Source organism: Agrobacterium sp. El2ro-1b (genome assembly GCF_048298475.1).
GTDB lineage: Bacteria > Pseudomonadota > Alphaproteobacteria > Rhizobiales > Rhizobiaceae > Agrobacterium > Agrobacterium fabrum.
Genome location: NZ_CP103458.1, coordinates 1,037,372 through 1,063,647 on the forward strand (window position 1 = coordinate 1,037,372; position 26,276 = coordinate 1,063,647).

General features: G+C 59.8%; 25 protein-coding genes. 5 read left to right on the forward strand and 20 right to left on the reverse strand.

Annotated elements, in window-relative coordinates; genetic code table 11:
• Positions 1 to 11: 11 nt before the first annotated feature.
• The 12 genes from NYR50_RS05135 to NYR50_RS05190 form a co-directional block, all read right to left on the reverse strand.
• Positions 12 to 689, reverse strand: coding sequence for a glutathione S-transferase family protein (locus NYR50_RS05135; RefSeq protein WP_418136973.1), 678 nt, complete (start codon positions 687 to 689; stop codon positions 12 to 14).
• A 263-nt stretch (positions 690 to 952) separates the two neighbouring features.
• Positions 953 to 1,675 carry a transcriptional repressor LexA gene (gene lexA / locus NYR50_RS05140; RefSeq protein WP_174008333.1) on the reverse strand — a complete coding sequence of 241 codons (723 nt, stop codon included), beginning with the start codon at positions 1,673 to 1,675 and terminating at the stop codon, positions 953 to 955.
• Between the two features lie 382 nt (positions 1,676 to 2,057).
• On the reverse strand, positions 2,058 to 2,789 hold the full coding sequence (locus NYR50_RS05145) for an amino acid ABC transporter ATP-binding protein (protein ID WP_080811996.1): 732 nt from the start codon (positions 2,787 to 2,789) through the stop codon (positions 2,058 to 2,060).
• The gene (locus NYR50_RS05150) at positions 2,770 to 3,423 is read right to left on the reverse strand and encodes an amino acid ABC transporter permease (RefSeq protein WP_230057936.1); all 654 of its coding nucleotides are present in this window, start codon (positions 3,421 to 3,423) and stop codon (positions 2,770 to 2,772) included. Before NYR50_RS05150 ends, NYR50_RS05145 begins: the two co-directional genes overlap by 20 nt.
• Positions 3,423 to 4,127: an amino acid ABC transporter permease gene (locus NYR50_RS05155; RefSeq protein WP_418136974.1), complete on the reverse strand. Its 705-nt coding sequence runs from the start codon at positions 4,125 to 4,127 to the stop codon at positions 3,423 to 3,425. The genes NYR50_RS05150 and NYR50_RS05155 overlap by 1 nt, the downstream gene beginning before the upstream one ends.
• A gap of 68 nt (positions 4,128 to 4,195) precedes the next feature.
• On the reverse strand, positions 4,196 to 4,999 hold the full coding sequence (locus tag NYR50_RS05160; protein ID WP_418136975.1) for a transporter substrate-binding domain-containing protein: 804 nt from the start codon (positions 4,997 to 4,999) through the stop codon (positions 4,196 to 4,198).
• A gap of 65 nt (positions 5,000 to 5,064) precedes the next feature.
• Positions 5,065 to 6,051 carry a 2-hydroxyacid dehydrogenase gene (locus NYR50_RS05165; RefSeq protein WP_418136976.1) on the reverse strand — a complete coding sequence of 329 codons (987 nt, stop codon included), beginning with the start codon at positions 6,049 to 6,051 and terminating at the stop codon, positions 5,065 to 5,067.
• 70 nt (positions 6,052 to 6,121) lie between these two features.
• Entirely contained in the window at positions 6,122 to 7,273 is a 1,152-nt protein-coding gene (locus tag NYR50_RS05170) for an ABC transporter ATP-binding protein (protein ID WP_418136977.1), read from the reverse strand.
• Positions 7,274 to 7,285: 12 nt separating this feature from the next.
• The gene (locus NYR50_RS05175) at positions 7,286 to 8,116 is read right to left on the reverse strand and encodes a carbohydrate ABC transporter permease (protein ID WP_035256603.1); all 831 of its coding nucleotides are present in this window, start codon (positions 8,114 to 8,116) and stop codon (positions 7,286 to 7,288) included.
• Positions 8,116 to 9,033, reverse strand: a complete 918-nt coding sequence (locus tag NYR50_RS05180; RefSeq protein WP_418136978.1) for a carbohydrate ABC transporter permease — start codon at positions 9,031 to 9,033, stop codon at positions 8,116 to 8,118. The genes NYR50_RS05175 and NYR50_RS05180 overlap by 1 nt, the downstream gene beginning before the upstream one ends.
• A 64-nt stretch (positions 9,034 to 9,097) precedes the next feature.
• Positions 9,098 to 10,315 carry an ABC transporter substrate-binding protein gene (locus tag NYR50_RS05185; RefSeq protein WP_418136979.1) on the reverse strand — a complete coding sequence of 406 codons (1,218 nt, stop codon included), beginning with the start codon at positions 10,313 to 10,315 and terminating at the stop codon, positions 9,098 to 9,100.
• A 122-nt stretch (positions 10,316 to 10,437) separates the two neighbouring features.
• Entirely contained in the window at positions 10,438 to 11,193 is a 756-nt protein-coding gene (locus tag NYR50_RS05190) for a GntR family transcriptional regulator (protein WP_174008341.1), read from the reverse strand.
• A 160-nt stretch (positions 11,194 to 11,353) separates the two neighbouring features.
• On the opposite strand from NYR50_RS05190, the gene NYR50_RS05195 reads away from it, so the two are divergent.
• From NYR50_RS05195 to NYR50_RS05210, 4 genes are read left to right on the forward strand one after another with little or no spacing between them, the layout of a single operon-like run.
• Positions 11,354 to 12,556 carry a mandelate racemase/muconate lactonizing enzyme family protein gene (locus NYR50_RS05195; protein ID WP_121690257.1) on the forward strand — a complete coding sequence of 401 codons (1,203 nt, stop codon included), beginning with the start codon at positions 11,354 to 11,356 and terminating at the stop codon, positions 12,554 to 12,556.
• A 10-nt stretch (positions 12,557 to 12,566) separates the two neighbouring features.
• On the forward strand, positions 12,567 to 13,337 hold the full coding sequence (locus NYR50_RS05200; protein ID WP_418136980.1) for an SDR family oxidoreductase: 771 nt from the start codon (positions 12,567 to 12,569) through the stop codon (positions 13,335 to 13,337).
• Positions 13,338 to 13,386: 49 nt separating this feature from the next.
• Positions 13,387 to 14,430, forward strand: a complete 1,044-nt coding sequence (locus NYR50_RS05205; protein WP_418136981.1) for an L-idonate 5-dehydrogenase — start codon at positions 13,387 to 13,389, stop codon at positions 14,428 to 14,430.
• Positions 14,430 to 14,918, forward strand: coding sequence for an ureidoglycolate lyase (locus NYR50_RS05210; protein WP_010971600.1), 489 nt, complete (start codon positions 14,430 to 14,432; stop codon positions 14,916 to 14,918). Before NYR50_RS05205 ends, NYR50_RS05210 begins: the two co-directional genes overlap by 1 nt.
• A gap of 150 nt (positions 14,919 to 15,068) precedes the next feature.
• Here NYR50_RS05210 and NYR50_RS05215 read toward each other — a convergent pair whose 3' ends face one another.
• The 7 genes from NYR50_RS05215 to NYR50_RS05245 all read right to left on the reverse strand — a co-directional run bounded on the left by NYR50_RS05215 (position 15,069) and on the right by NYR50_RS05245 (position 24,142).
• Positions 15,069 to 15,791, reverse strand: a complete 723-nt coding sequence (locus NYR50_RS05215) for an ABC transporter ATP-binding protein (protein WP_006312503.1) — start codon at positions 15,789 to 15,791, stop codon at positions 15,069 to 15,071.
• Complete coding sequence (locus NYR50_RS05220) at positions 15,788 to 17,560, reverse strand: ABC transporter permease subunit (RefSeq protein WP_258113918.1); 1,773 nt, start codon at positions 17,558 to 17,560, stop codon at positions 15,788 to 15,790. Before NYR50_RS05220 ends, NYR50_RS05215 begins: the two co-directional genes overlap by 4 nt.
• 1 nt (position 17,561) lies before the next feature.
• Positions 17,562 to 18,596 (reverse strand): branched-chain amino acid ABC transporter permease, encoded by a 1,035-nt coding sequence (locus NYR50_RS05225; protein ID WP_258113917.1) that lies wholly within the window; start codon positions 18,594 to 18,596, stop codon positions 17,562 to 17,564.
• A 138-nt stretch (positions 18,597 to 18,734) separates the two neighbouring features.
• On the reverse strand, positions 18,735 to 19,883 hold the full coding sequence (locus NYR50_RS05230) for an ABC transporter substrate-binding protein (protein WP_418136982.1): 1,149 nt from the start codon (positions 19,881 to 19,883) through the stop codon (positions 18,735 to 18,737).
• Positions 19,884 to 19,951: 68 nt separating this feature from the next.
• Complete coding sequence (locus NYR50_RS05235) at positions 19,952 to 21,544, reverse strand: acyl-CoA dehydrogenase family protein (RefSeq protein ID WP_418136983.1); 1,593 nt, start codon at positions 21,542 to 21,544, stop codon at positions 19,952 to 19,954.
• A 4-nt stretch (positions 21,545 to 21,548) separates the two neighbouring features.
• The gene (locus tag NYR50_RS05240; protein WP_418136984.1) at positions 21,549 to 22,310 is read right to left on the reverse strand and encodes an SDR family NAD(P)-dependent oxidoreductase; all 762 of its coding nucleotides are present in this window, start codon (positions 22,308 to 22,310) and stop codon (positions 21,549 to 21,551) included.
• Positions 22,307 to 24,142, reverse strand: coding sequence for an AMP-binding protein (locus tag NYR50_RS05245; RefSeq protein WP_418136985.1), 1,836 nt, complete (start codon positions 24,140 to 24,142; stop codon positions 22,307 to 22,309). The genes NYR50_RS05240 and NYR50_RS05245 overlap by 4 nt, the downstream gene beginning before the upstream one ends.
• Positions 24,143 to 24,286: 144 nt before the next feature.
• On the opposite strand from NYR50_RS05245, the gene NYR50_RS05250 reads away from it, so the two are divergent.
• Positions 24,287 to 25,084, forward strand: a complete 798-nt coding sequence (locus tag NYR50_RS05250) for a crotonase/enoyl-CoA hydratase family protein (protein ID WP_418136986.1) — start codon at positions 24,287 to 24,289, stop codon at positions 25,082 to 25,084.
• A gap of 49 nt (positions 25,085 to 25,133) precedes the next feature.
• Here NYR50_RS05250 and NYR50_RS05255 read toward each other — a convergent pair whose 3' ends face one another.
• A complete protein-coding gene (locus NYR50_RS05255; protein ID WP_418136988.1) occupies positions 25,134 to 26,129 on the reverse strand; it encodes a methylenetetrahydrofolate reductase in 996 nt (331 codons plus the stop codon).
• Between the last annotated feature and the right edge of the window lie 147 nt (positions 26,130 to 26,276).

Below are 26,276 nucleotides of genomic sequence, written 5' to 3' on the forward strand. Positions count from 1 at the left end.
AGCCGGGATCATCAGGCCGTGGCGCGCAAATCCGCGGTCAATTCGCCAATGTTGCCGATTTCCTCTTCATGCGCGGCATCGCGCCATGTCTCCTTCAGTCCCGCTTCATACCATTCGCGCATGGCGGGCAGGGCAAGCAGCCGGTCGCAATAGGCCTTCGCCGCCGGCGAAAGATCGGCGCCATAGGTCTGGAAACGGAACGCCACCGGGCAGAAGAAGGCGTCGACCGCCGTGAATTTTTGACCAGCGAGAAACGGACCGCCGAATTTTGCGAGGCCTTCGCTCCACAACGCATCGATGCGCTTTATGTCGGCCGAAAGCCCGGCATCGCCGGCTTTGGGTTTTACGCGGATACCGACCGACATGGGGTAGAGATTGCGCAGCGAGGAAAATCCCGCATGCATTTCACTCGCCGCCGAGCGTGACCAGGCCCGTGCCTGCTTGTCGCTTGCCCAGACGCCCTGATGTCTCTCGGCCAGATATTCGGTGATCGACAGCGTTTCCCAGATCGTCACGCCCTCATCAACAAGGCAGGGCACCTTGCCGGTCGGCGAAAAGCTTGAGAAGGAAACACCTTCACTAAAGGGAACGAGTTTTTCATCAAAGGCGATGCCAAGCGTGCGCATCAAAACCCAGGGCCGCAATGACCATGAGGAATAGTTCTTGTTGGCAATATAGAGATCGTACATGGCGTTTTCCCCGATAGAACGCACATTTCTATACATGCAAAGGGGCCTTGGAATATCGCAAAGAATCCATGGCTCCCATAACGCCAATTGATGGACGGGCCGTCATACACGACGGAATTTCGCAGCAACGAGCGCTTTTGCCAATTTTACAAAGAAAAGGCGCATCAATTCAACGGAACGATGCGCCATTCATTTCGAACGCCAAATCTGTCGCGCCTGAAAACCTATTCGGTTTCAGTGATACCGGCAACAGCATCCAGATCTCAATGGTAACGGCGGATCAACCCCACCAGCTTACCCTGGATTTTTACCCGATCTGGTCCAAAAATGCGGGTCTCGTAGGCCGGGTTCGCCGCTTCCAGCGCGATGGACGCACCCTTGCGGCGGAAACGTTTCAGCGTGGCTTCTTCATCATCCACCAGCGCCACGACGATATCGCCCGGATTGGCGGTGTTGCCGTTGCGGATGATGACGGTATCGCCATCAAAAATTCCGGCCTCGATCATCGAATCGCCTTTGACCTCGAGCGCGTAATGCTCGCCGGAACCCAGCATGTCCACCGGCACGGCCACATCATGGGTATTGTTCTGGATGGCGGAAATCGGCACACCGGCAGCGATACGACCCATGACCGGAATGGTGGCGGCTCCGGCGAAATCATTGGCGGGCGCCTTCGCGGCAGGGGCCTGTTCCGGCTCCTTCGGTTTTCCAAGGCTGCCTTCGATGACGCTCGGCGAAAAGCCGCGCTGCGGCCTTGCGCCCGGCGTATAAGCCTCGGGCAGCTTGATGACTTCCAGCGCCCGCGCCCTGTTAGGTAGCCGGCGAATAAACCCGCGCTCTTCGAGCGCGGTGATCAGCCGGTGGATGCCGGATTTGGAAGCAAGATCGAGTGCGTCCTTCATTTCATCGAAGGAGGGCGGCACGCCGGACTCTTTCATTCTTTCATGAATGAAGAGAAGCAATTCCTGCTGTTTGCGCGTGAGCATGAGGAAAACACCCTTGAGAATCGTCGTTGGAGTCGCGAAACAAATACAGAACGAACACTATATGTTCCATATGTGTTCTGCAATCCCCTAAAATTTCGTGAAGGATGCATATCGAATCCTGATTCAATCTTCGAAACATGAAGAGATCAGGCAGATGATATAAGCAGCGTTGTGAATAGACGCCGGGCGGGGATTCCGGTCAATGAAATTGTCCCGGGAACGGTTTCCAGGTCCGATCACGACCTCGGAGCCGAAGCGGCCTGAACGCGCCGAAGCAACGCAGAGTGATGGCCATCTCCGTTGCTTCTTTTATTCGCCTTGAAGCGACAGCCTCGTGGCGCAGGGTCGGTGACTGCGTTTGCCTGACCTGCTCTTCCGCCGCCTATTTCACGCCGTTGGAGAGGAATGCCTGCAGCTCGGGCGTTTGTGGTTTCTCGAACAGCTGTTTCGAAGCGCCCATTTCCCAGATCTTACCCTGATGCATGAAGACGGTCACATGTGCGACGCTGCGGGCAAAGCTCATTTCATGGGTCACCAGCAACATCGTCATGCCTTCCCGCGCCAGCTGTTCCATGACGAGTAGCACTTCTCCCGTCAGTTCGGGATCGAGGGCGGATGTCACTTCGTCGAACAACATGACTTTCGGCCGCATCGCCAGCGAGCGGGCGATGGCAACACGCTGCTGTTGTCCACCCGACAGCATGTCGGGATAAGCGTCGAATTTTTCCGCCAGCCCCACCTGCGCCAGCACTTTGCGCGCCAGCACATCGGCATCAGCCCTGGCGACATCCTGCGTTATCTTCGGAGACAGCATGATGTTTTCACCGACGGTCAGATGCGGAAAGAGATTATAGCTCTGGAAGACGATGCCGACGTCCTTGCGCAACTGTCTGAGCTTGGTCTGGTCCTGCTCCACCCTGTGTCCCGCGGCGGTGATACTGCCGGATTGAAACTCTTCGAGACCGTTGATACAACGCAGCATCGTGCTTTTGCCGGAGCCGCTGCGCCCGATGATGGCGACCACCTGTCCCGCCTCGACATTCAGCGATACACCCTTCAGAACTTCGAGGGCGCCATAACGCTTGTGCACCTGATCAATTGTTACGACCGACATGGAGAACCCTTTCGAGATGGCGACTGAGGCGCGATAGCGGAAAGCAGATCGCGAAATAAAGAAGGGCGACGACAAAGAACACCTGGAAGGGTCTGAACGTCGCATTGTTGACGAGCTGGCCTGCGCGGGAGAGTTCCACGAAGCCGACCACGGATACGATGGAGGTGTTCTTGACGAGCTGGACAAGGAACCCCACCGTCGGAGGCAGGGAAAGCCGCAGCGCCTGCGGCAGGATGACGTAGCGATATTGCTGGAAACGCGTGAGCGCCAGCGAGGCCGAGGCCTCCCATTGCGGCTTTGGCACCGCCTGAATGGAGCCGCGCCAGATTTCCGCCAGATAGGCCGAAACATAGACCGACAAGGACACCGATGCGGCGAGCAGTGGCGGTATTTCGAACCCGAACAGCGTCAACCCGTAATAGGACATGAACAGGATCATCAGCACCGGTATCGACTGAATGACGGTGATGTAACCTGCCGCGACGCTGCGAACCGATCCGTATTGCGAAAGCCGCATGATGGCGAAGAAGCCGCCCGTCAGCGAGCCGATACTGAAGGCAATGGCGGTCAGGACGATGGACCAGCCGGCCCCACGAAGCAGGAAAAGAAATTCAGGCCAACCGAATGTGGACATCAGGCAATTCCTTCCTGGACGGTCATCGGGGAGAAAACCTTGACGCGGCGGCGGAACAGCCAGTGACCGAGCCATGCGAGAATGATTTTCAGCGCCAGCGCGAGAAGGAGGTAGATGACGGTCACGACGATGTAGGTCTCAAAGCTTCGAAACGTCCGTTGCTCAATGATCGAAGCCGCACCGGAGAGCTCCGGCACAGAGATGAAGGAGCAGATGCTCGATGCCAGAAGCATCAGCACGAACTGACTGGACAGCGCCGGCCATATTTTTGCAAAGGCCGGTTTCATCACGACGTAACGAAACACCTGAAGGCGGCTGAGCGAGAGCGACAGGCCCGCCTCCACCTGTGAGCGGTGTATGGACTCCACCCCGGCGCGAATGATCTCCGTCGCATAGGCCGAAAGGTTGAGCGTCATGGCAAAGAGTGCGGCCTGTGTCCCGGACATGCGAAAGCCGACGAGCGGCAGTCCGAAAAAGACCATGAAGAGCTGGACGAGAAATGGCGTGTTCCTGAGCAGTTCGACATAGGAATCGACGCCGAAGCGGATGGCTCCGTTGCCGAGACTGCGCATGGCGACCAGCGCCACGGCGATAATCGTGCCGAGGACGATAGCGGTTGCCGACAGGCCTATCGTCAGCAGGATGCCGCGCCAGATCAGATCCGATTCAGCAAACACGGCCTCGAAGTGAAGTGAAAAATTCATGCTGGCTCCTCCCGAATAAGCTGTTCCGGCGCGCCTGTGGAAGGGCGCGCCGGAGTTTTGCCGTCCGATCAGAATGTCGGGAGAACGGGCAGGGGCGTGCCGACCCATTTGCGGGCAATCGCGTCCAGCTCTCCATTCTGCTTGATGTAATAGATCGTATTGTTCAGCCACTGATGCAGGTCGACGGCATCCTTGCGAACGGTCATCGAGTTCGGCTGCATGGAGAAGAAGAATTTCATCTCCGTCGTCGTATCGCCGCGCAGCTTGATGGCCGCGTTGGCCTGCGCATCCGGCCCGGCGATCGCCTGCACCTGACCCGAGAAAAGAGCCTGCATGGTCGTCGCATCATCATCAAAGCGCAGGATCGTCAGGCCAAGTTCCTTCTCTCGGTTGACGAATTCGCGCTCGACGCTCGATCCGCGATTGACCCCGACAGTCATGCCTTTCAGGTCTTCCCATTTTGCAATCTTGGTATCCTTGTGGGAATAGATCCCCACCTGGAAGGCGCTGTAGGGGTTGGTGAACATCACCGCCTTGGCGCGCTCCGGCGTCGGCGCCAGCGTCGCGACAAGGAAGTCAACCTTGCCGGATTCCAGAGCCGGAATGCGCGACGGCGGCGTCAGCTGAACCATCGTAACCGGTACGCCGAGATATTTGCCGATCAGCGTTGCGACATCGGCATCATACCCGACCGGATTTCCCTGCGCATCCACCGAGCCGAAGGGCGGCGCACCCACCAGCACGCCGATCTTCACCGAGCCGCGCTTGACGATGTCATCGACGCTCTGTGCATTTGCCGAAAAACCGGTGAAGATACCGGCACAAACCGCGATTGCGGCAGCAACGGATTTAAAAGATTGAAAGATGCTCATCACTCTCTCCCTGGTTGATTGAGCTGTGGTTTACGGCCGGCTCCTCCCGGCCATGCGGTGATCTGCTATTCAGACGCGGTACGGACGATGTTGATACAGTCTTGCCCCTGCAGCCGCCGATTGATGTTTTCCGCGATCGTCTGCTGACGCCGCCGCACGGTTCCACTGGTCCAGCCGGACATGTGCGGCGTCATGATGATGTTCTCGAGTTGATTGAATGGCAGTGCAGACGGTTGTTTTGTCGGCGCGTCTGGTGACGGATAGGCGTACCATGTGTCGATGACCGCGCCGCCGATGGTCCCGCCCTTCAGCGCGTCATAAAGCGCCTGCTCGTCTATGGTCGGGCCGCGCCCGACATTGATGATGACGGCATCGGATTTCATCGCGGCGAATGCCTCCGCATCGACGATCCCGCGTGTCGTGTCCGTTAATGGTACGGAGACGACGATGAAATCTGCGGTCGGCCAGAATTCGTTGAGCTGATCCAGTGTGAAGGAGCGGTCAACCAGATCCGATGGTTCCACGCGGCTGCGATTGGCGACGCTGACCTGCATTCCGAACGCCTTCGCGCGGACCGCGATGGCCTTCCCTATATGGCCGAAGCCGAGAAGACCGATGGTTTTTCCGGCAATTTCATCGTGCAGGCGCTCGGTCGAACCGGACCAGTAGGCCCATTGGCCGGCGCGCAATTTGTTGTCGGCATCGCGCAACGGAACATGACGGTTGAGAATGGCTGAAAACACATATTCGGCAATTGCAGGATCATGGCCAAAGCAGTTGCAGACGACGGCGCTTTTCGGCAGCAGGTCGAGGTTGACGGCGTCATAACCGGCGCCGGGCACATGAAACAGCGTCAGTCTCTCCGGCGTCGGCAGCGATGCATCAAATTTGACGCCGACGATGATATCGGCGTTGCGATAGGCGTTGCGGTCTTCCTCGGTGACGAGTTGATCCGGCAGCAGAGCGATTTCCGCGCCGCCCTCCACCAGGCTTGTGAAGTCATCGCTGAAACAGGCGGCATTTTCGCCGTGAAAAACGATCCGTTTTGACATGTCTATTTCCCCCGCTGCGGATATTTCTGGAGATTGAAAAATGGTTGCGCTGGTGCAGGTCCGGTCACGATCACGACCGGATCCGCTCGCCCGTCACGGCCGAAAACAGGATGGCCTGATCGGGATCGATCGTCAGCGAAACCTCCTGCCGTAGTGAAAGCGTGCAATATCCGGGAACGGTCACCATCACCGCATCCATATCGCCGTCCTCGTCATGCGCGGTGCGGCCGTCTTTGAGGCGAACGGCGATGATCGAATCTGCGCCGATATGTTCGACCATCACGACCTCGCCCCGCAGGGAGGCCTCGGTCGGCTCCGTCGTCAGGGAGAGGGCGTTTGGCCGAACACCCAGCAACACGGTGGAAGCCGTCTCCGACTGTGGCGCATCCACCCGGATGGGGGTGGAGCCGATGAAGAGGCCATCAGGCTTTTTATCCGCGACGATCAGGTTCATCGGCGGCGTGCCGATGAAGCGGGCGACATAGGTATTGGCCGGATCGGTATAGATTTCGCGCGCCGTTCCGAATTGCTGGATGATGCCGTCGCGCATCAGGGCGATTTTTGTGCCCATGGTCATGGCTTCGACTTGGTCATGCGTCACGTAGACGAAGGTTCCACCGATCTCCTGGTGCAGCCGCGAGATTTCCGAACGCATGGAGGTTCGAAGCTTGGCGTCCAGATTGGAGAGCGGCTCGTCCATCAGGAACACTTCCGGCTCCCGCACCATGGCCCGCCCGAGGGCGACGCGCTGGCGCTGTCCGCCGGAGAGCGTGCGCGGGAAACGATCTAGCATCTCCGTCAGCCCGAGGATTTTTGCGATCCTTGCGACTTTTTCGACAACGCTTGATGATTTCTCGATCCGGCGTTTTGCCAGGCCGCCGATGATCGGCAGGTGGTGCCACCAGCGAAACTGCTGCATCAACAGCGGGAAGGACATGTTCCTGCGCACGGAAAGATGCGGGTAAAGCGCGTAAGACTGAAACACGAAGGCGATATCGCGGTCACCGGGCGGCAATTGATCGACCCGCCTGCCGCCGATCAGGATTTCACCGCCGGAAATGCTCTCAAGGCCTGCGAGCATACGCAAAAGCGTGGATTTGCCACAGCCGGAAGGGCCGAGAAGGACGAGGAAATCTCCCTCTTCGATCGAGACATTGATGTCGCGAATGACTTCCTTCGCACCGAATTTCTTCGAGATATTATTGAGTTCAATAGCGGGCATCTGGTTTTCCTGTCAGCCTTTGACACTGCCGGCGGTCATTCCGGCGACCACGTAGCGTTGGGCAAAGAGGTAAAAGACGATGGCGGGCAGGGTGTAGATCACCCCCACTGCCATGACGGAATGGATGGGCGTGGAAAGCTCACCGACAAAACTGGCGAGCCCGACGGAAGCCGTCCTGAGGTTTTCACTGCTGATCAGGGTCTGCGCGAAGACGTATTCGTTCCAGCCGTGGAAGAAAGAGATGACGGCAGCGGCAGCGAGCGTCGGCGCAATCAGCGGAATGATGATGCCGAGCACAATATCGAGACGCGAGCAGCCATCGACCCTTGCCGCTTCTTCGATCTCGATCGGAATGCCGTCGATCGCACCCTTGATGATCCAGGTGATGACAGGCACCACGAAGGCGGTGTTTGCCAGCACGAGGCCAGGGATCGTATTGAGCAGGTTGAGATCGCCGAATATCGAATAGAGCGGCACGACAAGCATGGCTTCCGGCAGCATCTGCGTCGCAAACAATGCAAAGCCCAGTATCGCAAGTCCTGCAAACCGGAAGCGGGAAAGGGCGTAAGCCGGCAGGACGGCAAGCAGGATGCTGAGGACGGTGGTGCCTGTGGCGACCAGAAAGCTGTTCTTCAGCCATGTCGTCACCGGAATGGTATCGAAAACCTCGAGATAGATTCCAAGCTGCGACCAATCAGGCACGAGCCGTGGAAAGGGCGCGAAGAGTTCCGATGACGGCGTCATGGACGTGACGAACATCCAGTAGATCGGAAAAGCCGCAAAGCCGAGCATGAAGAGGACGGCGAGGATGCGAACAAAGTGGGCGTTGCCTGTGGTGTTCATCAACGCTTCCCCTGTGCCTGTTCAGTTATCCGGGTGACCTTGAAATAGATGACGGTGACCAGAAGCGCGATCGACAGGCCGATCATGCCGATGGAGGCCGCCGATCCGAGATCGCGATAGACGAAACCCTGGCGATAAAGCTCGATGACGAGTGTGTTGGTCGCGCCGATCGGACCGCCCTGCGTCATCAGCCAGATGAGGTCGAAGCGGCGCAGCGACCAGATGGTGACGAACAACGTCAGCATCAGCACGGTCGGCTGTATGGTTGGCCATGTGGCGGTCTTGAAGATGTTGAGCCGGTCCGCACCATCGATGACGGCAGCTTCTTTAAGCTCATGCGGCACGCCCTGCAGCGCCGCAAGGATGACCACGGAGGAGAAGGGAAATATCTGCCAGACGGTGGTGAGCAGGATGGCCGGCAGGGCGAGGTTTGGATCGTCGAGCCAGTTCTCGCCGCCGAAGGGAAGGCCGAGACCGGTGAGAACCCGGTTGAAAATGCCGTATTGCGAATTGAATATCCAGGTGAACACCAGCGCGACGGCAACGGATGGCGCGGCCCAGGGAACGGTGATCAGCGCCCGGGCAATACCCCGGCCGAAAAAGGGGGAATCGAGCAGCATGGCCGAACCGAGACCCGTGCCGATGGCAAAGATCACGCAGGCGACGGTATAGATCGCCGTGATCCACAGGACCTTCCACAATTCGCCATCCTCGATCAGGAAGGAATAATTCTCGATACCGACGAACGGGTTGACGTTGGGCGTCAGCAGGTCGGTGGCGGTGAAGCTCATGAAGAACTGCTGGACCAGCGGATAAAACTGAAACAGCAGGAGATAAATGCCGACCGGTGCGGCGAAGAGATAAGGAGTCAACGGATGACCGTCGAGCCTTGCTCCTGCGAGCTGGGCACGTTTCATAACTGACCTCGATGGAAATAGAGCCGGGGTTGCGGAGGCCGATCAGACAGCCTCCGCATCGATCTCAGCGAAGGACGCGTCGCTCCACCAGCGTTTGGGCGCGATCCATGGCGTCCTTTGGATCGGCATTTTCGAGAAGCACCTTCAATACCTGCTCGAGCACGATCTGCTGGATTTCGGGCGTCTTGCCCTCATGTCCCATCACAAGCTGCGGAAGTGCATTCTGCATCTGGCCTTCATAGACCTTCAGCCATGGCCGCTTTGCCTGCTCTTCGGCAGACATGTCGATCTTGGTGCCGACACCCGTCCCCATTGCGGCCTGAAGGCCTTTCTGGTTTTCGGGGGAATAGGCCCATTTGATGAAGGCGCCCGCAGCATCCTTGTGCTTCGTGTTGGCGTTGACCACAAGAGCGGTCATGATGAGGCCCTGCGCCTTGTCCGGGAAAGGCGAGGGTGCTGCGGCGAAATTGAGCTGCGGGGCGTTCTGGTTGAAGATGGCCGCCACGCCGCCATTATCGACATTCATCGCGATCTTGCCTTCCCAGAACATGCGGCGATAGGTGGCCGCATCCGCGCCGCGTGGCGTCACGGCGGCATCATAAACCTGCTTGTAGGCGGTAACGCCCTTGATGACGTCAGGGCTGTTGAGCGTGAGCTTGCCGTCCTTGTCGCTCCAGCGACCGCCAAATCCGAAGACGTAGTTGCAGAGATCCTGCCAGAAACCGGCGCGCTCCGCCATTGTGCCGCGGTAGGCATAACCATACACGCCGTCCTTGGTTTTCTCCTTGGCTGCTTTCAGGAAGCTTTCGAAATCCTTCGGTGGTTCCGGCAGGATGTCCTTGTTGTACAGCAGCGCATAACCCGTCGTGTCGAACAGCAGACCGTAACGGACGTCCTTCACCTTCATGAAGCGGTCCGGCCCCAGGAATTCGTGATCTTTGTCGCTGATCATATCATCGAGTGGCAGCAGGCGCCCGGATGGAATGGCAGCGAAGAAATCGGTCTGGTCGAAGCGCACGAGGTCCGGTCCGCCGCCGCCACCCATCTGGGTGAAGACCGTGTTGGCGAGGCTGGAAAACGGAATTGCGATGGGTTCAACTTCGACCTTGTCCTGACTTTCGTTGAACTTCTGGATCCAGGCTTTGACCCGGTCGCCACGTCCGGCTTCCGCAAAAACCGCGGCGGCGAAGGTGATCTTGTCCTTGGCGAGCGCAGGCGCTGCCCAGGATGCAAGCGCCGTCGCCATTGTGGCCGCAATCAAGGATTTTACGATATTGCTCATCCATGCTCCTCCCTGAGCTTTTTGGTGGCGCCTCCCGAGCGCCATAAGTCATTGTAAAATATGTATTTCAGAAATCTTTCTTCGTGGCGGACGGATGTCGGACATCCAATGGCGCCGCTATTTCAAATCTTGAAAATCGGTTCGATGCTGCAATCCAGCAGGCGAGGGTCTATGCCCGTTTCCATTTCATCGAACATGGAATCGACGAAGCCGACCAGTGCGTCCGTTGCGGCAAGCGCCGTGTCCAGATGGCGGTTCGCGACGGCATTCAGGACCGAAAGATGGCAGTCGACCGTCTGCGTCAGGTCGGATTTTCCATGTGTCACCGTGTGGTGAATAAAGCCGATGCGCCGATAGATCGTGTGCAGCGGCCGCAGGGTATGTTCGAGGAAGGGTTCATTCGCCGCCGCCAGCAATATCTGGTCAATCCGACGGTCGAGCAGGTTGAATTCGCTGAGCGTAATCTGCTCCCGCCGTTCCCGCAGGGCACGTTCAATATGCAGCATCTGATTGCGATGGGAGAGACTTGCCCGCTCTACCGCCAGCCGCATGACGAAGCGTTCCATGTCCCGGCGAAGCTGTAGCAGCAGGCGTTCACGCGCCAGATCGATCGGCGCGACCCTAAGACCGTGGCGGGGCAGCACCACCAGCAGCGTATCGGCGGCGAGACGGCTGACGGCATTATGAACCGGCGTCCGGCCCAGCCCAGTTGCGTCCTGCAATTCCTGCAATGTCAGTTGCCGGCCTGGCTTCAGCTCGCAATTGATCAGCAGCTCCTCGATGCGCTCATAAGCGAGATCGAAGAAGTTGACGCGGTTTGCCCGCTTCGGCTTTTCGCCGTCTTTTACCAATTCCGGCCTTGTCTGCTTGCGTGCCATCTCCGGTCTCCTCCCGTCGCGGTCAACAAACTCAGTACATAAATCGCTATAAAACATGTTGTGAAATTTTACAAGCAACATTATTGTCCTGATCGAGACTGGCTGGGAGGCTGGTCAGTCAATCGGGAGACGCGACCGAGGTGGGCGCGCGGAGGAGCTAATGAAGATTACGTCTGTCGAAACTTTGCGGACCGAAGAGTTCTCAAATGTGCTTTGGGTGCGCATCCACACCGATGCCGGGGTGATCGGGCTGGGTGAGACCTTCTATGGCGCAGGCGCGGTCGAGGCTCATATCCACGATGTGCTCGCCGGTCGCCTGCTTGGCCGCGACCCGATGCGGATTGAGGCGCATTCCCGCGAACTGGTGAATTTGCCGATGGCGCAGGCCTCGACCGGTGCCGAATATCGTGCTGCTTCGGCGATCGATCTGGCGCTGTGGGATATTTTCGGCAAGGTCTGCAACCAGCCGGTCCATCAGATGCTGGGCGGCCTCTGCCATGATCGTATTCCCGTCTACAACACCTGTGCCGGTTACGGTTACGTGCGGTCGAACAAGATCAAGCCGGTCGATACCTGGAATTTTCGCGACGATGCCGAAGGCCCCTATGAAGATCTCAAGGCTTTCATGACGGATGCGGGCGCGCTTGCCGAAAACCTGCTGGAGCAGGGCATTTCGGCCATGAAGATCTGGCCGTTCGATCCCGCGGCCATCGAAAACGACGGACGCTATATCACCAGCGAGCAGCTGCGCGCAGCCCTTTTGCCGTTCGAGCAGATACGCAAACGTGTGGGTGACCGCATGCAGATCATGGTGGAGTTTCACAGCCTCTGGAATCTGCCGACGATCAAGAAGATCGCCCGCGAACTCGAGGCCTTCGACCCGACCTGGTACGAGGATCCGATACGGATGAACTCGGTATCCGCCCTTTCGGAACTCGCTGCCTCCACCAGCGTGCCGATCTGTGCCTCGGAAACGCTCGGTTCCCGTTTCCCCTATAAGGACATGCTGGAAGCCGGCGCGATCGGCATCGTCATGACCGACCTCGTCTGGACAGGCGGTCTGACCGAAGGCCGCAAGATCGCCGCACTGGCCGATACCTATCATCGCCCTTACGCGCCGCATGATTGCACCGGGCCCGTCGCCTATGCCGCAGCCGTTCATTCCTCTTTTTCACAGACCAACACCATGATCCAGGAGTCGGTCCGCGCTTTTTATACCGGCTGGTACAGCGAGCTGGTGACAAATCTGCCCGTGATCGAAAACGGCTTCGTGCTGCCGATGGAAGGACCCGGCCTCGGCACCGAATTGCTGCCCAAGGTCTTCGATCGGCCGGACCTGACCGTCCGCGTCAGCACGCTGTGAGGGGGGCATTATGAGCAATCAGACCATCTTCGATCTCTCCGGGCGCACGGCGCTTGTTACCGGTTCTTCACGCGGCCTCGGCCGCGCAATGGCGGAAGGGCTTGCCGTCGCGGGGGCACGCATCCTCATTAACGGCACCGATCCGTCGCGTGTCGCGCAAACGGTTCAGGAGTTTCGCAATGCCGGCCATGATGCCGAGGCGGTCGCCTTTGACGTCACCTCCGAAAGCGAAATCATTGAGGCTTTCGCCAGGCTTGATGAGCAGGGGATAGAGGTCGATATTCTCGTCAACAATGCCGGCATCCAGTTCCGCAAACCGATGATCGAGCTGGAGACGGCGGACTGGCAGCGGGTGATCGACACCAACCTCACAAGCGCCTTCATGATTGGCCGCGAGGCGGCAAAACGGATGATCCCGCGAGGATATGGCAAGATCGTCAATATCGGCTCGCTGACCAGCGAACTGGCCCGCGCGACGGTGGCGCCCTACACCGTAGCCAAGGGCGGCATCAAGATGCTGACCCGCGCCATGGCGGCGGAATGGGCGCAATATGGCATACAGGCCAACGCCATCGGCCCCGGCTACATGCTGACCGACATGAATCAGGCATTGATCGACAATCCGGAATTCGACGCCTGGGTGAAGGCGCGCACGCCCGCGAAACGCTGGGGCAAGCCGCAGGAACTTGTCGGAACCGCCGTGTTCCTGTCTGCTTCGGCCTCCGACTACGTCAATGGCCAGATAATCTATGTCGACGGTGGAATGCTGTCGGTTCTCTAGAACCGCCGCCATCCTTGATACCAACAGAAATTGACGGGAGGAGACGCGCATGCGCGGAGTCGTCATTCATGCAGCAAAAGACCTGCGGGTAGAGGACGTTGCTGGCCAGCCACTTGCCGCGGACGAGGTGCGGGTGGCCGTTGCCGTCGGCGGAATTTGCGGCTCGGATCTGCATTATTACAACCATGGTGGCTTCGGTACGGTGCGCGTTCGCGAGCCGATGGCGCTCGGTCATGAGTTTGCCGGCACGGTGGTTGAAGCGGGCAGTTCGGTCTCACATCTCGTGCCCGGCATGCGCGTGGCCGTCAATCCGAGCCTGCCTTGCGGCACCTGCCGCTATTGCGCTCAGGGCAGGCAGAACCAGTGCCTGGACATGCGCTTCATGGGCAGCGCCATGCGCTCCCCCCATGTTCAGGGCGGTTTCCGTGAAGTCGTGACGGTCCATTCAACGCAACCGGTAGAGATCGCCGACGGACTTTCCATGGGTGAGGCAGCCATGGCCGAGCCCTTGGCCGTGTGCCTCCATGCCGCGCGTCAGGCCGGATCGCTTCTGGGCAAGACGGTGCTGATAACCGGCGCCGGACCGATCGGCATGCTGAGCCTGCTCGTTGCCCGTCTTGCCGGCGCGGCGCATATCGTCGTTACCGATGTCGCCGATGCACCGCTCGATCTGGTGCGACGTATCGGCGCGGATGAAGCCGTCAACATCCTGCGCGATGCCGACATGCTTGAAAAATACCGATTTGAAAAAGGCGTCTTCGACGTCCTGTTCGAAGCCTCCGGCAATCAGGCGGCACTTGTCCCGGCGCTGGATCTGCTCCGGCCGGGCGGTATTATCGTCCAGCTCGGTCTTGGCGGAGACTTCACCATTCCGATGAACCTCATCGTTGCCAAAGAGCTGCAGCTGCGCGGAACGTTCCGCTTCCACGAGGAATTTGCCCAGGCGGTGAATATGATGGGACGTGGCCTGATCGACGTTAAGCCTTTGATCAGCGCCACATTGCCGTTCGATCAGGCCCGCGAGGCTTTCGATCTTGCCGGTGACCGCGCAAAAAGCATGAAAGTGCAGCTTGCCTTCAGCGGAGCAGCCTGATGAAGACCGTTACCGCCAGGCCGCTGACAGCGGAAGCCTTCGCGCCCTACGGCTCTGTCGCCGACATCTCCGAACTTGAAAATCTGGTGTCGCTTGCGGATGCCTATGAGGGAACCGGCGAAGCAAAAACACCAGTGCTTCAACTCGTACAGGCGAAGGCGATGTCGGGTTCGCCGGTCATTTCGCAAATGGAAATACATCCATTCTCCAGCCAGACTTTTCTGCCGCTCGACCAGTCGTCATCTCTGATCGTGGTTTGCGAAGCAGGTGAGGACGGGATGCCGGACGAATCCACCATAAAGGCCTTTCTGGCAAGCCCCAGCCAGATCGTCACCTATCGTCACGGTGTCATGCATCACAGGCTGACGCCGCTTGCGCCCTCCGGCAGATTCGCCATGACGATGTGGCAGACGGGACGTGGTGGAGACACCGTCCTTTACCCGCTGCACACACCCGTATCGGTGGATATCTCCGACATCACCCCGTGAGCATGCGGTCGTCGGTTTTGCTCTTCTGGTCAATCAAACCGCTGCCTGAAATGTGCATGTGAAGGCAACGCTGTGTTTCAGGCATCAGCGCATCATGACCAGTCCGTCCCTCAGCGACGGGAACCCGTTCTCATCCGGAGGGAGGGCTCTCTAGACGGCGTGTTCACCGGGGCCGAGATAGCTTGCCATCAGTGCCGGATCGACGGCGAGTTCAGCGGCAGGACCTGAGCGGCGGACCTCGCCGAGCTCAACGAGATAGGCCTCGTCGGCGATTTCAAGCGCGGCGCGGGCGTTCTGTTCGACCAGCAGGATGGAGACGCCGGTACGGCGCAGTTCGGCGACGATGCGCAGGATTTCGGCGACGATCAACGGCGCAAGCCCGAGGCTTGGCTCATCCAGCAGCAGCAGTCTCGGCCGGCTCATCAGTGCCCGGGCGAGCGCCAGCATCTGCCTTTCGCCGCCGGAAAGCGTTCCGGCAAGCTGCTTGCTGCGCTCGCGAAGGCGCGGGAAGAGTGCATGGACCTCTTCACGGGTTTCGTTGCGCTCCTGGCGTGAGCGCAGGAAACCGCCGAGTTCGATATTGTCCTCGACCGTCATCGATCCGAACAATTCGCGCTTTTCCGGCACCAGACAAAGGCCGGCGGCAACCCGGCCCTCGATGGTATCGGGCACCGGCGCGCCGTCGTAAAGAATGGTCCCGCGCGAGGGGATCACGCCCATGATGGCGTTGAGCAGCGTCGTCTTGCCGGCCCCATTCGCCCCGATGACGGTGACGATGCTACCTGCGGCCATGGAAAGCGATATGCCATGCACCACCTCGGCGCGACCGTAAGCGACATGGATGTCCCTGATATCGAGTAGATTTCCGCTCACGCCGCACCCCCGAGATAGGCCGCGATCACGGCCGGATGTTGCCTTATATCCGCAGGCTTGCCTTCGGCGATCAACGTGCCGAAGTCCAGCACGACGATATGATCGACCAGCCCCATGACGAAGCCCATGTCGTGCTCGACGAGCAGCACGCTCACACCTTCGGCCCGCAGTTTTTTCAGGAGATCGCCCAGCTCCTGTTTTTCGCCGTGGCGCAGGCCTGCCGCTGGTTCATCGAGCAACAGCAGGGTCGGGTTGAGGCAGAGCGCGCGGGCAATTTCAAGGATACGGATCTGCCCGAGCGCGAGGTCGCCGGCCGGACGGTCGCGATGGGCGCCGAGGCCGACGCGGTCAAGCTGGTCGGCGGCTTCGGCAAGTAGCGCCCGCTCCTGACCGCGTTCGAGCCGGAAGAAGCTGCGGAACATGCCCGCATTGCCGCGCAGATGTGCGCCGAGGGCCACGTTCTCCAGAACAGACATGGTCGGCAGCACCTTGGCGTGCTGGAAGGTTCTGGCAATGCCTCGTCGTGCGATCAGCCGCGGATTGAGGCCCGACAACCTTTGTCCCTGATAGGTGACTTCTCCACCGGACAGGTTGAGGATGCCGGTGATAAGGTTGAAGGTGGTGCTCTTGCCGGCGCCGTTCGGGCCGATCAGGCCGATGATCTGCCCGGCCGTGATGTCGAAGCTGACATCATTGACCGCTGTCAGCCCGCCAAAGGCCTTGCGGACCCTGTCGACCCGCACCAGCGGGCTGCCCGTTTGCGGCATGGGGCGTCTGTCCAACGCTTCGCCATCACGCCGGATGGTGCGGGGCGGCCGCGCGGGCAGGTATCTTTCCAGAAGCGGCCAGAGACCATCACGGGAAAGCTGCAGGATAAGGACGAGCAGCACCCCGAACACGATCATTTCGAAATTGACCGATGTGCCGAGAAGGCCGGGCAGTACCCGTTGCAGCACCTCCTTCAACACCAGCACGACACTTGCGCCGAAGATCGCGCCGGCGACACGGCCGGAGCCGCCCACCACGGCCATCAGCATATAGGTGATGCCCATGTCGAGGCCGAAGGGCGTCGGGTTGATCGATCGCTGCATATGGGCGTAAAGCCAGCCGGAAAGCGCCGCCACCACGGCCGCAAACACGAAGACGGTAAGCTTGGCGCGCTCGATATTGACACCGAAGGCCTCCGCCGCCTGCGAACCGCCGCGCAGGGCGCGAATGCCGCGCCCGACGCGACTGTCGAGCAGGTTCTGTGCGCCGATCGCCACCGCGATGACGAAGATCCAGATGATGTAATAGATCGAACTGCTGCTCATCAGCGCTTCGCCGCCAAGCGATAGCGGCGGTATGCCTGAAATTCCGTCATAACGGCCGAGAAGTTCGATGCGGCCGAACAGGTAATAAATCGCAAGACCCCAGGCGATGGTGCCAAGCGGCAGGTAGTGGCCAGATAGCCGAACCGTCATCAAGCCCAGCGGCAGGGCGACAACCGCGCCGACGAGGAGGGACAGCGGCAAGGTCAGCCAGGGCGAGAAGCCGTAGGCAGAGGTCAGAACCGCCGTTGTATAGGCGCCGAAACCACAGAATGCTGCCTGACCGAAAGAGGTCATGCCGCCGACGCCGGTCAACAGCACGAGCCCGATGGCGACAAGCGAAGCAAGGCCGATATTGTTGGCGAGCGTCACCCAGAAGGGCGGAACAGGCAGAAGCGGAAAGGCGGCGACGAGAAGAAGCGCAGCTACCGCAGGATAAAGATGTTTACCCAAGGTCATGTCACTCCTCCTCGTGATGGCTGGCGCCGAAGGAAAGCCAGATCAGGACGGGCACGATGAGGCCGAACACGATGATCTCCTTGAAGTCGCTTGCGAAAAAGGAGGCGAAAGCCTCGATGAGGCCAACGCCGACAGCCGCAATCGCGGTGACGGGAAAGCTCGCCATGCCACCGAGAATGGCCGCGACAAAACCCTTGAGACCGATGAGGAAGCCCGTATCGTAGAAGATGGTCGTGATCGGCCCGATCAATACGCCGGAAATCGCGGCTATGGCTGCGGCCAGCACAAAGGCGGTGACGCCGGTGAGTTCCGTGCGAACACCGACGAGACGGGCGCCGAGCCGGTTGATCGCCGTTGCTTTCAGCGCCTTGCCGAGCAATGTCTTTTCGAAAAACAGGTAAAGACCGATCATGACGAGGATGGTCGCGAGATAGATGAAAATGCTCTGGGCGGTGACGAGCATTGGCCCCAGTGTGAAACCACCATCACTGAGCGCCGCCGCGCGCAGGCCTTCCGGACCGAAGAAAGCGAGCCCGAGGCCCATCAACGCCAGATGCACACCGACGGAGGCAATCAGCAGAACGAGAACGGAAGCATCGGAAAGCGGCCGGTAGGCGATGCGATAGACGTAATATCCCATGGGCGCGATGATCGCGATGGTAATCATGGCACGCAGGAAAGAGGGGAGCTGCATGGGCGCCAGAATTGCGACGAGCCCGTAAATCGCGCCGGGCAGGGCAAGGTTGACGGCAAGTGCCCGCAACAGTCGCGGAAGGTGCATATCCCGCCACATTGCCCACAGATCCAGCAGAAGAGCGACGACGCCCATACACAGCAGCAGGTTCAGCGTGCCCGGCACACGGCCGGCATCCAGCAACGCCAGGGTCAAAGCGCCATGGGCGACGAACTCACCCTGCGGAATGAAGATCACCCGCGTGACCGAGAAAACCAGAACGATGGCAAGGCCCAGCAGCGCATAGATCGCGCCGTTGGTGACGCCGTCCTGGATCAGGAAAGTGGCAATTGTCGCGTCCAAAATACACCCTTTGGTTTGGCCTTGCGTGATGCGAGATGGGCATTTTCGATGACCGGCGAACCGTCATCGGGCTCGCCGGGTCTGCGGCTGCGCGTTCGAGCCGGGAGAAGGCTCCCGGCCCGTCTTGAACGTGGAGCTTTATTTATTGTCCGGCAGCAACACGAACTTGCCGTCGGCCGCCGTCAGCAACACGACCCCGCGCTGGTCGAGCCCGTAATGATTGTCAGCGGTGAATTCGTAGACGCCGTGGGTGGCGTTGTACGGGCCGCTGGTCTCAATGGCGTCGCGGAGGGCGGCGCGGAATTCGGCAGTGCCGGGCTTTGCCTTTTTCAACGCCACCGGAACGGCCTTCTTGAGGATCACCATGACATCCCAGACATGCGAACCGAACTGGGTGCGGGTGTTGGGGCCGAACTTGGCTTCGAAAGCCTTGAGATAAGCGAGGCCTTCCTGTTTGGTCGGCGCGCTGTCCGGTTGATCTTCCGCTACCATGACCGGACCGGACGCAAACACGGTATTGTCGACGGCCTTGCCGGCAATGCGCAGGAAATCGAAGGTGACGGCGCCGGAAACGACGTAGACCTTGCCCGTGAAACCGCGCTCGCGCACGCCGATCTGGGGCAGGGCGGCGCCCGTGCCGGAAGCGCCGATGAAGATGGCGTCCGGGCGTGCCGCAAGCGACTTCAGCACCTGACCGGAAACGGACGTGTCGGCGCGCGCATAACGCTCCTCCGCGACCAGTTCGAGGCCGTAGTCCTTACCGGTGGCCTTCAGCGCGTCGACCCATTGTTGGCCGTAGGAATCGGCAAAACCGATAAAGGCGACACGTTTGATGCCGTCCTTCTGCATGCGCGCAAACATGCTCTTCACCAGAACCGTGGAAAATTGCGGCATGACGAAGTTCCATTTCTTCGTTGCCGTCGGCGGGATCGGCGACAGCGCGAAATGCGGAACCTCCGTCTCATTGGCAACGCCGGCGACGGCAATGGCTGCCGGCGTCAGCGCCGAACCGACGATAACATCGACCTTGTCGTCACTGGCAAAACGCCGGGCATTGGTGGTTGCGACGGACGGATCGCCGGCATCGTCGAGCAGGATGACCTTCAGCTTTTCACCATCAATATCAGCCGGCCAGAATTCGATCGATTGCTTGAGCGGAATGCCGAGCGCAGCACCCGGCCCGGTGGTCGGTATGGTCACGCCGATGGTCACATCGGCAAAGGCGGAGCCTGCTGTGATCGTCAAGGCGACGGCAGTTGCCATCCATGTGTTGATGCTTTTATTCATTGTCTTCCCTCCCAATGATCGGGCGTCGGTGACAGCCCTGAAAAATGCGTCTCATTCTATTCGTGACGTCAGGCCGCTTCTCCCGTCCGCCGTGCCTGCGCATCCGCCACGCCTTCGACCCGCACGGTCATCCATGCGGCGAATGCCTCCCAGGCGGCGTTCAGATAGTTGTTGGCCTGCCAGAGGCCGGTTTCCGGCTCGTTTTCCAGCGCCGCCATGCGTCGGCTCTCGGCCTCGAAAGCATCCAGCACGGATGCTGCCGCTTTGGTTTTGTCGGACCGGTAATCAGCGAGTTCGCTGCGGGCGCGTTTCAGAAAAACGTCGAGACCCTTTCCGCCTTCCCGCCACAGCCGCCTTGTCAGAAGGTCGATCGCCTGCATGCCGGTGGTGCCTTCATAGATCGTCATCACCCGGGCATCGCGCAGATATTGCTCGAGCGGCCATTCCCGGGTGTAACCCGCGCCGCCGAGTATCTGGATGGCCTGATTGGAGACGGTAAAGCCGGCATCCGCACCGAAATTCTTGACGAGCGGCAGCAGCCAGCGCGAGAGCGCCTGCAAATCGCCGCGCAGCTCTTCATTTGGCTCCATGCGGGCAAGATCCATGACCGTGGCGAGTTCGAGCGTCGCTGCCCGCAATGTTTCCGTGCGCAGACGGGCTTCCTGGAGCTGGCGGCGAATATCGGGGTGGTGTGCGATGGCGATGGCGGGTTTTGCCGGATCGCCGCCTTGTTGGCGCTCTCGCGCATAGGTTTCCGCAATATCGATGGCGGCGGAGGCCAGTCCCAGCCCCTGACAGCCGGTCTGCAGCCGCATCAATTCGATCATGGCGAAAAGCTGCGCCAGCCCGCGCCCTTCCTCACCCAGCAAGAGGCCGCGGGCACCTTCGAAACGCAGCGTGCAGGTGGGCGAACCGTGCAGCCCCATTTTTTCCTCGATACGCTCGACGGTGACGCCATTGCGTTCGCCATCGATCTCGTCAGGCACAAGGAAAAGGCTGAGGCCGCGCGTCCCGGTTTCTTCGCCGGTGCGGGCGAGAAGACAATGGCCGATACGCATCGCCATGTCATGGTCGCCGAAGGATATCCAGATTTTCCGACCCTCGATGCGCCATGCGCCTTCCCTGAAGACGGCGCGACTGCGCAGACGGGCGAGGTCGGAGCCGGCATCAGGCTCGGAAATGCAGATGGTGGCGGCCCATTCCCCTGCCGCAAGGCGTGGCACCCATTCGTCCGCAACGGCTCCTTCCGCGGTCTCGGCAAGAAGGTGACAGGCGGCGCGGGTCGAGCCGGACGCCATCATCAGCGCCACGCAGCCCCGTTCGAAAAGCGGAGCGCAGGCGGCCTGCGTCGCAAGCGGCAACCCCTGACCGCCAAAGCGTTCCGGTACATCCATCGCCAGCCAGCCATCGCCCGCATGCCGCCGAAAGGCATCGGTAAAACCGGTGGGAACGCGAACACGGCCATCGACCACGGTGCAGCCTTGACGATCGGCGGGTGTATTGAGCGGTTCGAGGACGGTTTCGGCAAAACGCGCCGCTTCGTCGAGGATGGCCGTTACCAGGGCATCATCGCAATCGCCGCGAAGAGACTGGATGCGACGCCAGCCGGGCGTTGCCTTCAGAAGCTCCATCGTGCGGGCCGCCTGGGTTGAAAAGCTCATCACATCACCGCGGCTGCATGCGGATCGCGCCATCCAGCCGGATGACTTCACCGTTCATGTAATCGTTCTCGATGAGAAAGCGCACCGTATCGGCAAATTCGGCGGGATCGCCGAGCCGGGAAGGATGAGGTATCTGGCCGGCAAGGCTTTCCTGAACCTCCTGTGGCAATCCCTGAAGCAGGGGTGTCAGGAAAATGCCGGGTGCCACGGTATTCACCCGAATGCGGAAGCGGGCAAGTTCGCGTGCTGCGGGCAGGGCGAGTGAAACGATGCCGCCCTTCGACGCGGCATAAGCCGCTTGCCCGATCTGGCCCTCGAAAGCGGCAACCGACGCCGTGTTGACGATCACGCCATTATCTCGGCCTTCATCCTGTTCCCTCTCAGCCATGCGAGCGGCCGCAAGCCGCATCATGTTGAAGGTGCCGATCAAGTTGACGCGGATGACCTGTTCGAAATCGCCAAGCGGCTGCGGCCCCTCGCGACCGAGAATTCGCCCCGCGGTGCCGATGCCCGCGCAATTGACGAGAATGCGAAGGCCGCCTTTGGCGGAAGCGGCTGCGTTTATGGCCGCCTGCGCGTCGGCGTCGCTTGTCACATCGCCTTGAACGGCCTTGCCGCCGATCTCCGCCGCCAGCTTTTGGCCGGCTTCGCCGTTACGGTCGAAAATGGTGACCGCCGCGCCACGAGCCGCGAGCATTCGCGCCACGGCCGCGCCGAGGCCGGATGCCGCACCCGTGACCAGTGCGCCTGCGCCTTCGATATTCATGCTGCTACCTCTCTGCCAACGGTGATGACCTGCGGCGCGTCGCCGTAAAGTGACTCGACGAGCTCCTTGCGATGCAGAAGCACGGCTCGCTGGTTGATCGATCCTTTGTCCGTAACCTCGCCTTTTTCAAAGCGCAGGGCGTCTTCCATCACGAGAATGCGCATGACGCGGCTTGCGGAACCGCTCGCCTGTTTTTGATGCGCCGAAAGCTTCGCGACAATCTGCGCCCTGACATTCGGGTGCCGGATGATCTCCGCATCGGACAGATGTTGCGAACCGGGAACAAGCTCGCGTAGCGCCGGCATGAAGGGCACGACAAGGGCGCCCAGTTCGGCCCGGTTTTCGCCCGTTATGACGGCATCGCGGATAAGTCCGGCGAACATGTTGACGAATTGCGCGCGCAACGGCCCTACGGCCACCCAGGTGCCGGTCTGCAGCTTGAAGTTTTCCGCCATGCGGCCATCGAAATAAAAGCCGCGGCGCGGATCGTCCGCGACGGCGAATTTGACGGTATCGCCGATTCGATAGAACCCTTCCTCGTCGAAGGCCGCCGCCGTCAGTTCGCCATTACGCCAGTAACCGGGCGTGATGTTCGGGCCTTTCAGCCGTAATTCGTAACGGCCATCGAAGGGTACGAGTTTCATCGTCACGCCCTGGGCCGGGATGCCGATATTGCCGGGCTTATCCTGCGGTTCGGTGCAGAACAGCGAGAAGGGTGCCGTCTCCGTCGAGCCGAGGCCGGCGCCCATGGGAACCGCATGGCCGACCGTCGCCAAGGAAAGCTCCGTCAGCGCATCCCATGTGTGCTGCGCCATGCCGGCACCGGCATACATCAGCATTTTCAGGTCGCGAAAAAAGCTGCGGCACAGTGCCTCGTCCTTGCGCATGGCCTGGATCAGCATTTCGTGGCCGGCGGGAACGTTGAAATACCAGGTGGGCGATATGTCCCGGAGATTGTCCAGCGTCTGGCCGATCTGCGCCGGGCTGGGCTTGCCGCGATCGATATAATAGGTGCCGCCATTATAGAGGACGAGGTTGAACACCTTGTTGCCCGCAGCCGTGTGGTTCCATGGCGCCCAATCAACGACGACAGGCGGCTCCTCGCGAAAGTAGCCATAACAATCGGCAATCATCTCCTGATTGGAGCACAACATGCGTTGCGTCTGGATGACCGCTTTGGGCGAACCGGTCGTGCCTGACGTGAACAGGAATTTGGCGACGGTATCCGGCCCGACCGCATCGAAAGCACGATCCACCGCTTCGGTCGGTTCCGTTTTAAGCAGGGTTTCGAAGTGAAACGTATTGGAGCGATCCTCCGGCAGGTTGCGAAGGCCGACCAACGGTGTACCGTCGTCGAAAACCTCGCTGAGCGCCCGGCGAAAGGGCGTCGCATCCTCGGCAAAAACCATCCCCGGGGTGATCTGCCCGCGGATGTCGGCGAGCTTGGTAAGATCGGCCGAGGTGGCATAGGCCGGCGTGATAGCGGCCGAGGCGATGCCGACGTGCTGGGCCGCAAGCACCATCAGCGCATGCTCGATGGAGTTTTCAGAAAGCACCAGCAGCGGCCTCTCGACCGAAAGGCCATGATCGAGAAGGAACTGGCCGATACGCCGTATCTTGTCGAGAGCCTCGGCATAGCTGACCCGGCGCCATGGCTCGCGACCCTGGCGGTCGGCCATCCATGTGCGCTCCGGTGCCGAACGAGACCAGTGAAGGAGACGCTCATTCAATTTCTGCGGATAGGGGCCAAGCGGATCGTTCCGCCAGATCATGATCTCGCCGTTCGGCCGCTTCTCCCATGCGACATCGGGCGACCAAAGTTTCACACTCATCGTCACGACCTCCTCCCAGACGTCATTCACGCGAACCGTACGAATAATCTTTTGTCAAAAAAATGATTACAAGAAAATAATATCCTTGTAAACAAAATGCGGAAGATAGATTGTATATGAGACGAAATTATCGGAGACCTCGCCATGAGCGAAAAAATGACAGACGAATTTGTCTCTTACGAATTGCGGGGTGACATCGCCCTTGTTGGCCTCAACAGGCCGCAAAAGCGTAACGCCATCAGCGACCGTTTCGTGGAGGCTATTGCCGCCGCCGCCGCACGGGCGGAAAACGAAGCCCATGCCGCCGTCATTTTCGGTCATGGCGATCATTTCTGCGCCGGCCTCGATCTTGGCGAACATATCCACAAGACGCCGATCGAAGGTGTGCGCGGCTCCCGCCGCTGGCACGCCGTGTTCTCGCAGATCGAGCATGGCACCATACCGTGGGTTTCCGCCCTGCATGGCGCGGTCGTCGGCGGTGGGTTGGAACTGGCCGCCTCGACCCATCTGCGGGTTGCCGACGAAAGCGCCTTCTTTGCGTTGCCCGAGGGCCAGCGTGGCATTTTCGTCGGGGGAGGCGGATCCGTCCGCATCGCGCGGCTGCTGGGGGTCGCCCGCATGAGCGACATGATGCTGACCGGACGGGTCGCTTCGTCCGCCGAAGCCGAACGCTGGAACCTTGTGCAATATGCCGTGCCGCGCGGTGAAGCGCTTGCGAAGGCGCAGGAACTCGCCACCATTGCAGCGTCCAATGCACCTTTGTCCAACTATGCCGTGATCAACGCGCTTCCCCGCATTCAGGATATGGCCAAGGAGGACGGGCTGTTCGTCGAGTCCTTCATTTCCTCCTTCACGGCGGCCAGCCCCGAAGCCGAAGAACGCCTGCGCGCCTTTCTTGAAAAACGCGCGACGCGGCTGAAAGCGCCGGACACGACGGCCTGACGACGCTGTCCTCAAGCCATCTCGCAATATCGCCTGGGAACAAGTTTTCTCAGGCGACATTGGCCATAGTCCCGATGGAGGCATGTTTCTTCATCCACTCGGCGGAGGGCTTGATGCCGCCGAGCGGAAAAATATGGACCTGCTCGATGAGACTATCGGGATTTGCCGCCTTGTGGTCGATAAGTTCGGCGATGAAATCGGTCGGCTCGTAAGGAACGAAGAGCCTCGAAAGATCAAGCGCGCGCTTCTGCAGCACCTTCAAAGACGGCCCAACGCCGCAGGCGATTGCGAATTTGATCAATGTCTGCAGTTTTGTCGGACCAGCGATGCCGACGTGAACAGGAATTGTGACACCCATATTCCCGATGCGTTTTGCCCATTCGATAACCACCTTCGCATCGAAGGCGAACTGGGTCGTCAGGGCAAGCCGGGCGTCGGTGCGGCTGGCGAAATCCTGCTTCCACAACAAGGCCTGATCGACACCTCTTGAAGAGCCGTCGCTGTCTATGTCGCGATTGCCCTCCGGATGGCCGGCCAGATGAAGGTGAGTAAAGCCCATCTTGTCGAAGAGGCCCGTCTCAATCATGTCGATCGAGCTCGAAAAACTGCCAACCGGCTGTTTCTGGCCGCCACCCAGCAGCAGCGCCTGCGTCACGCCGGCCTCGCCCTGGTAACGCTTCAGCCATTCCTCCAGCTCGTTTTTGCCGCTGATGCCACGCGCCGGCAGATGCGGCATCACGGTAAAGCCTTCGTCATGCAAGCGCCTTGCGGTTGATACCATGTCGGCTATCGGCGTTCCGTCTATGTGGGCGATGTAAACCCGCGTGCCCTCAGGCAGAATATTTCTGAAATCATCGATCTTTGCCGCAGTGCGCGGCATGACCTCGATCGACCAGCCAGCCAGGATGTTGCCAGATCTGACAACATCTCCGTCGGCACCGGAATTATCCCAAAAACTCGACCAACCCATCGCTTTCTCCCTTAGCGAGACCTGATTATGTATACATGAAACGGCTACTTCAATCAAAATTTTGCGAAAAACCAAGAATATTGACGAATTATTTAATCTTAATTAGATTGAATGAATACATGTTGATGTGATGGTGTCGGTTTTGCCTGTGATTTCTGCGCGATTTCAAAGGGAGGCGGCGTGTCCTGTTGGTGGTGAAGTTGTGTGTCCTGTTGCTTGAGT

Bases quoted from the DNA above. Each gene is read 5' to 3' on its own strand.
- NYR50_RS05240 (WP_418136984.1), bottom strand. From the start codon at position 22,310: ATGAATATCGAAGGCGCAGGCGCACTGGTCACGGGTGCGGCATCCGGC.
- NYR50_RS05185 (WP_418136979.1), bottom strand. From the start codon at position 10,315: ATGAGCAATATCGTAAAATCCTTGATTGCGGCCACAATGGCGACGGCG.
- NYR50_RS05155 (WP_418136974.1), bottom strand. From the start codon at position 4,127: ATGAATTTTTCACTTCACTTCGAGGCCGTGTTTGCTGAATCGGATCTG.
- NYR50_RS05150 (WP_230057936.1), bottom strand. From the start codon at position 3,423: ATGTCCACATTCGGTTGGCCTGAATTTCTTTTCCTGCTTCGTGGGGCC.
- NYR50_RS05210 (WP_010971600.1), top strand. From the start codon at position 14,430: ATGAAGACCGTTACCGCCAGGCCGCTGACAGCGGAAGCCTTCGCGCCC.
- NYR50_RS05160 (WP_418136975.1), bottom strand. From the start codon at position 4,999: ATGAGCATCTTTCAATCTTTTAAATCCGTTGCTGCCGCAATCGCGGTT.
- NYR50_RS05200 (WP_418136980.1), top strand. From the start codon at position 12,567: ATGAGCAATCAGACCATCTTCGATCTCTCCGGGCGCACGGCGCTTGTT.
- NYR50_RS05230 (WP_418136982.1), bottom strand. From the start codon at position 19,883: ATGAATAAAAGCATCAACACATGGATGGCAACTGCCGTCGCCTTGACG.
- lexA (WP_174008333.1), bottom strand. From the start codon at position 1,675: ATGCTCACGCGCAAACAGCAGGAATTGCTTCTCTTCATTCATGAAAGA.
- NYR50_RS05170 (WP_418136977.1), bottom strand. From the start codon at position 7,273: ATGCCCGCTATTGAACTCAATAATATCTCGAAGAAATTCGGTGCGAAG.
- NYR50_RS05135 (WP_418136973.1), bottom strand. From the start codon at position 689: ATGTACGATCTCTATATTGCCAACAAGAACTATTCCTCATGGTCATTG.
- NYR50_RS05195 (WP_121690257.1), top strand. From the start codon at position 11,354: ATGAAGATTACGTCTGTCGAAACTTTGCGGACCGAAGAGTTCTCAAAT.
- NYR50_RS05250 (WP_418136986.1), top strand. From the start codon at position 24,287: ATGAGCGAAAAAATGACAGACGAATTTGTCTCTTACGAATTGCGGGGT.
- NYR50_RS05145 (WP_080811996.1), bottom strand. From the start codon at position 2,789: ATGTCGGTCGTAACAATTGATCAGGTGCACAAGCGTTATGGCGCCCTC.
- NYR50_RS05190 (WP_174008341.1), bottom strand. From the start codon at position 11,193: ATGGCACGCAAGCAGACAAGGCCGGAATTGGTAAAAGACGGCGAAAAG.
- NYR50_RS05165 (WP_418136976.1), bottom strand. From the start codon at position 6,051: ATGTCAAAACGGATCGTTTTTCACGGCGAAAATGCCGCCTGTTTCAGC.
- NYR50_RS05245 (WP_418136985.1), bottom strand. From the start codon at position 24,142: ATGAGTGTGAAACTTTGGTCGCCCGATGTCGCATGGGAGAAGCGGCCG.
- NYR50_RS05175 (WP_035256603.1), bottom strand. From the start codon at position 8,116: ATGAACACCACAGGCAACGCCCACTTTGTTCGCATCCTCGCCGTCCTC.
- NYR50_RS05180 (WP_418136978.1), bottom strand. From the start codon at position 9,033: ATGAAACGTGCCCAGCTCGCAGGAGCAAGGCTCGACGGTCATCCGTTG.
- NYR50_RS05220 (WP_258113918.1), bottom strand. From the start codon at position 17,560: ATGACCTTGGGTAAACATCTTTATCCTGCGGTAGCTGCGCTTCTTCTC.
- NYR50_RS05235 (WP_418136983.1), bottom strand. From the start codon at position 21,544: ATGAGCTTTTCAACCCAGGCGGCCCGCACGATGGAGCTTCTGAAGGCA.
- NYR50_RS05205 (WP_418136981.1), top strand. From the start codon at position 13,387: ATGCGCGGAGTCGTCATTCATGCAGCAAAAGACCTGCGGGTAGAGGAC.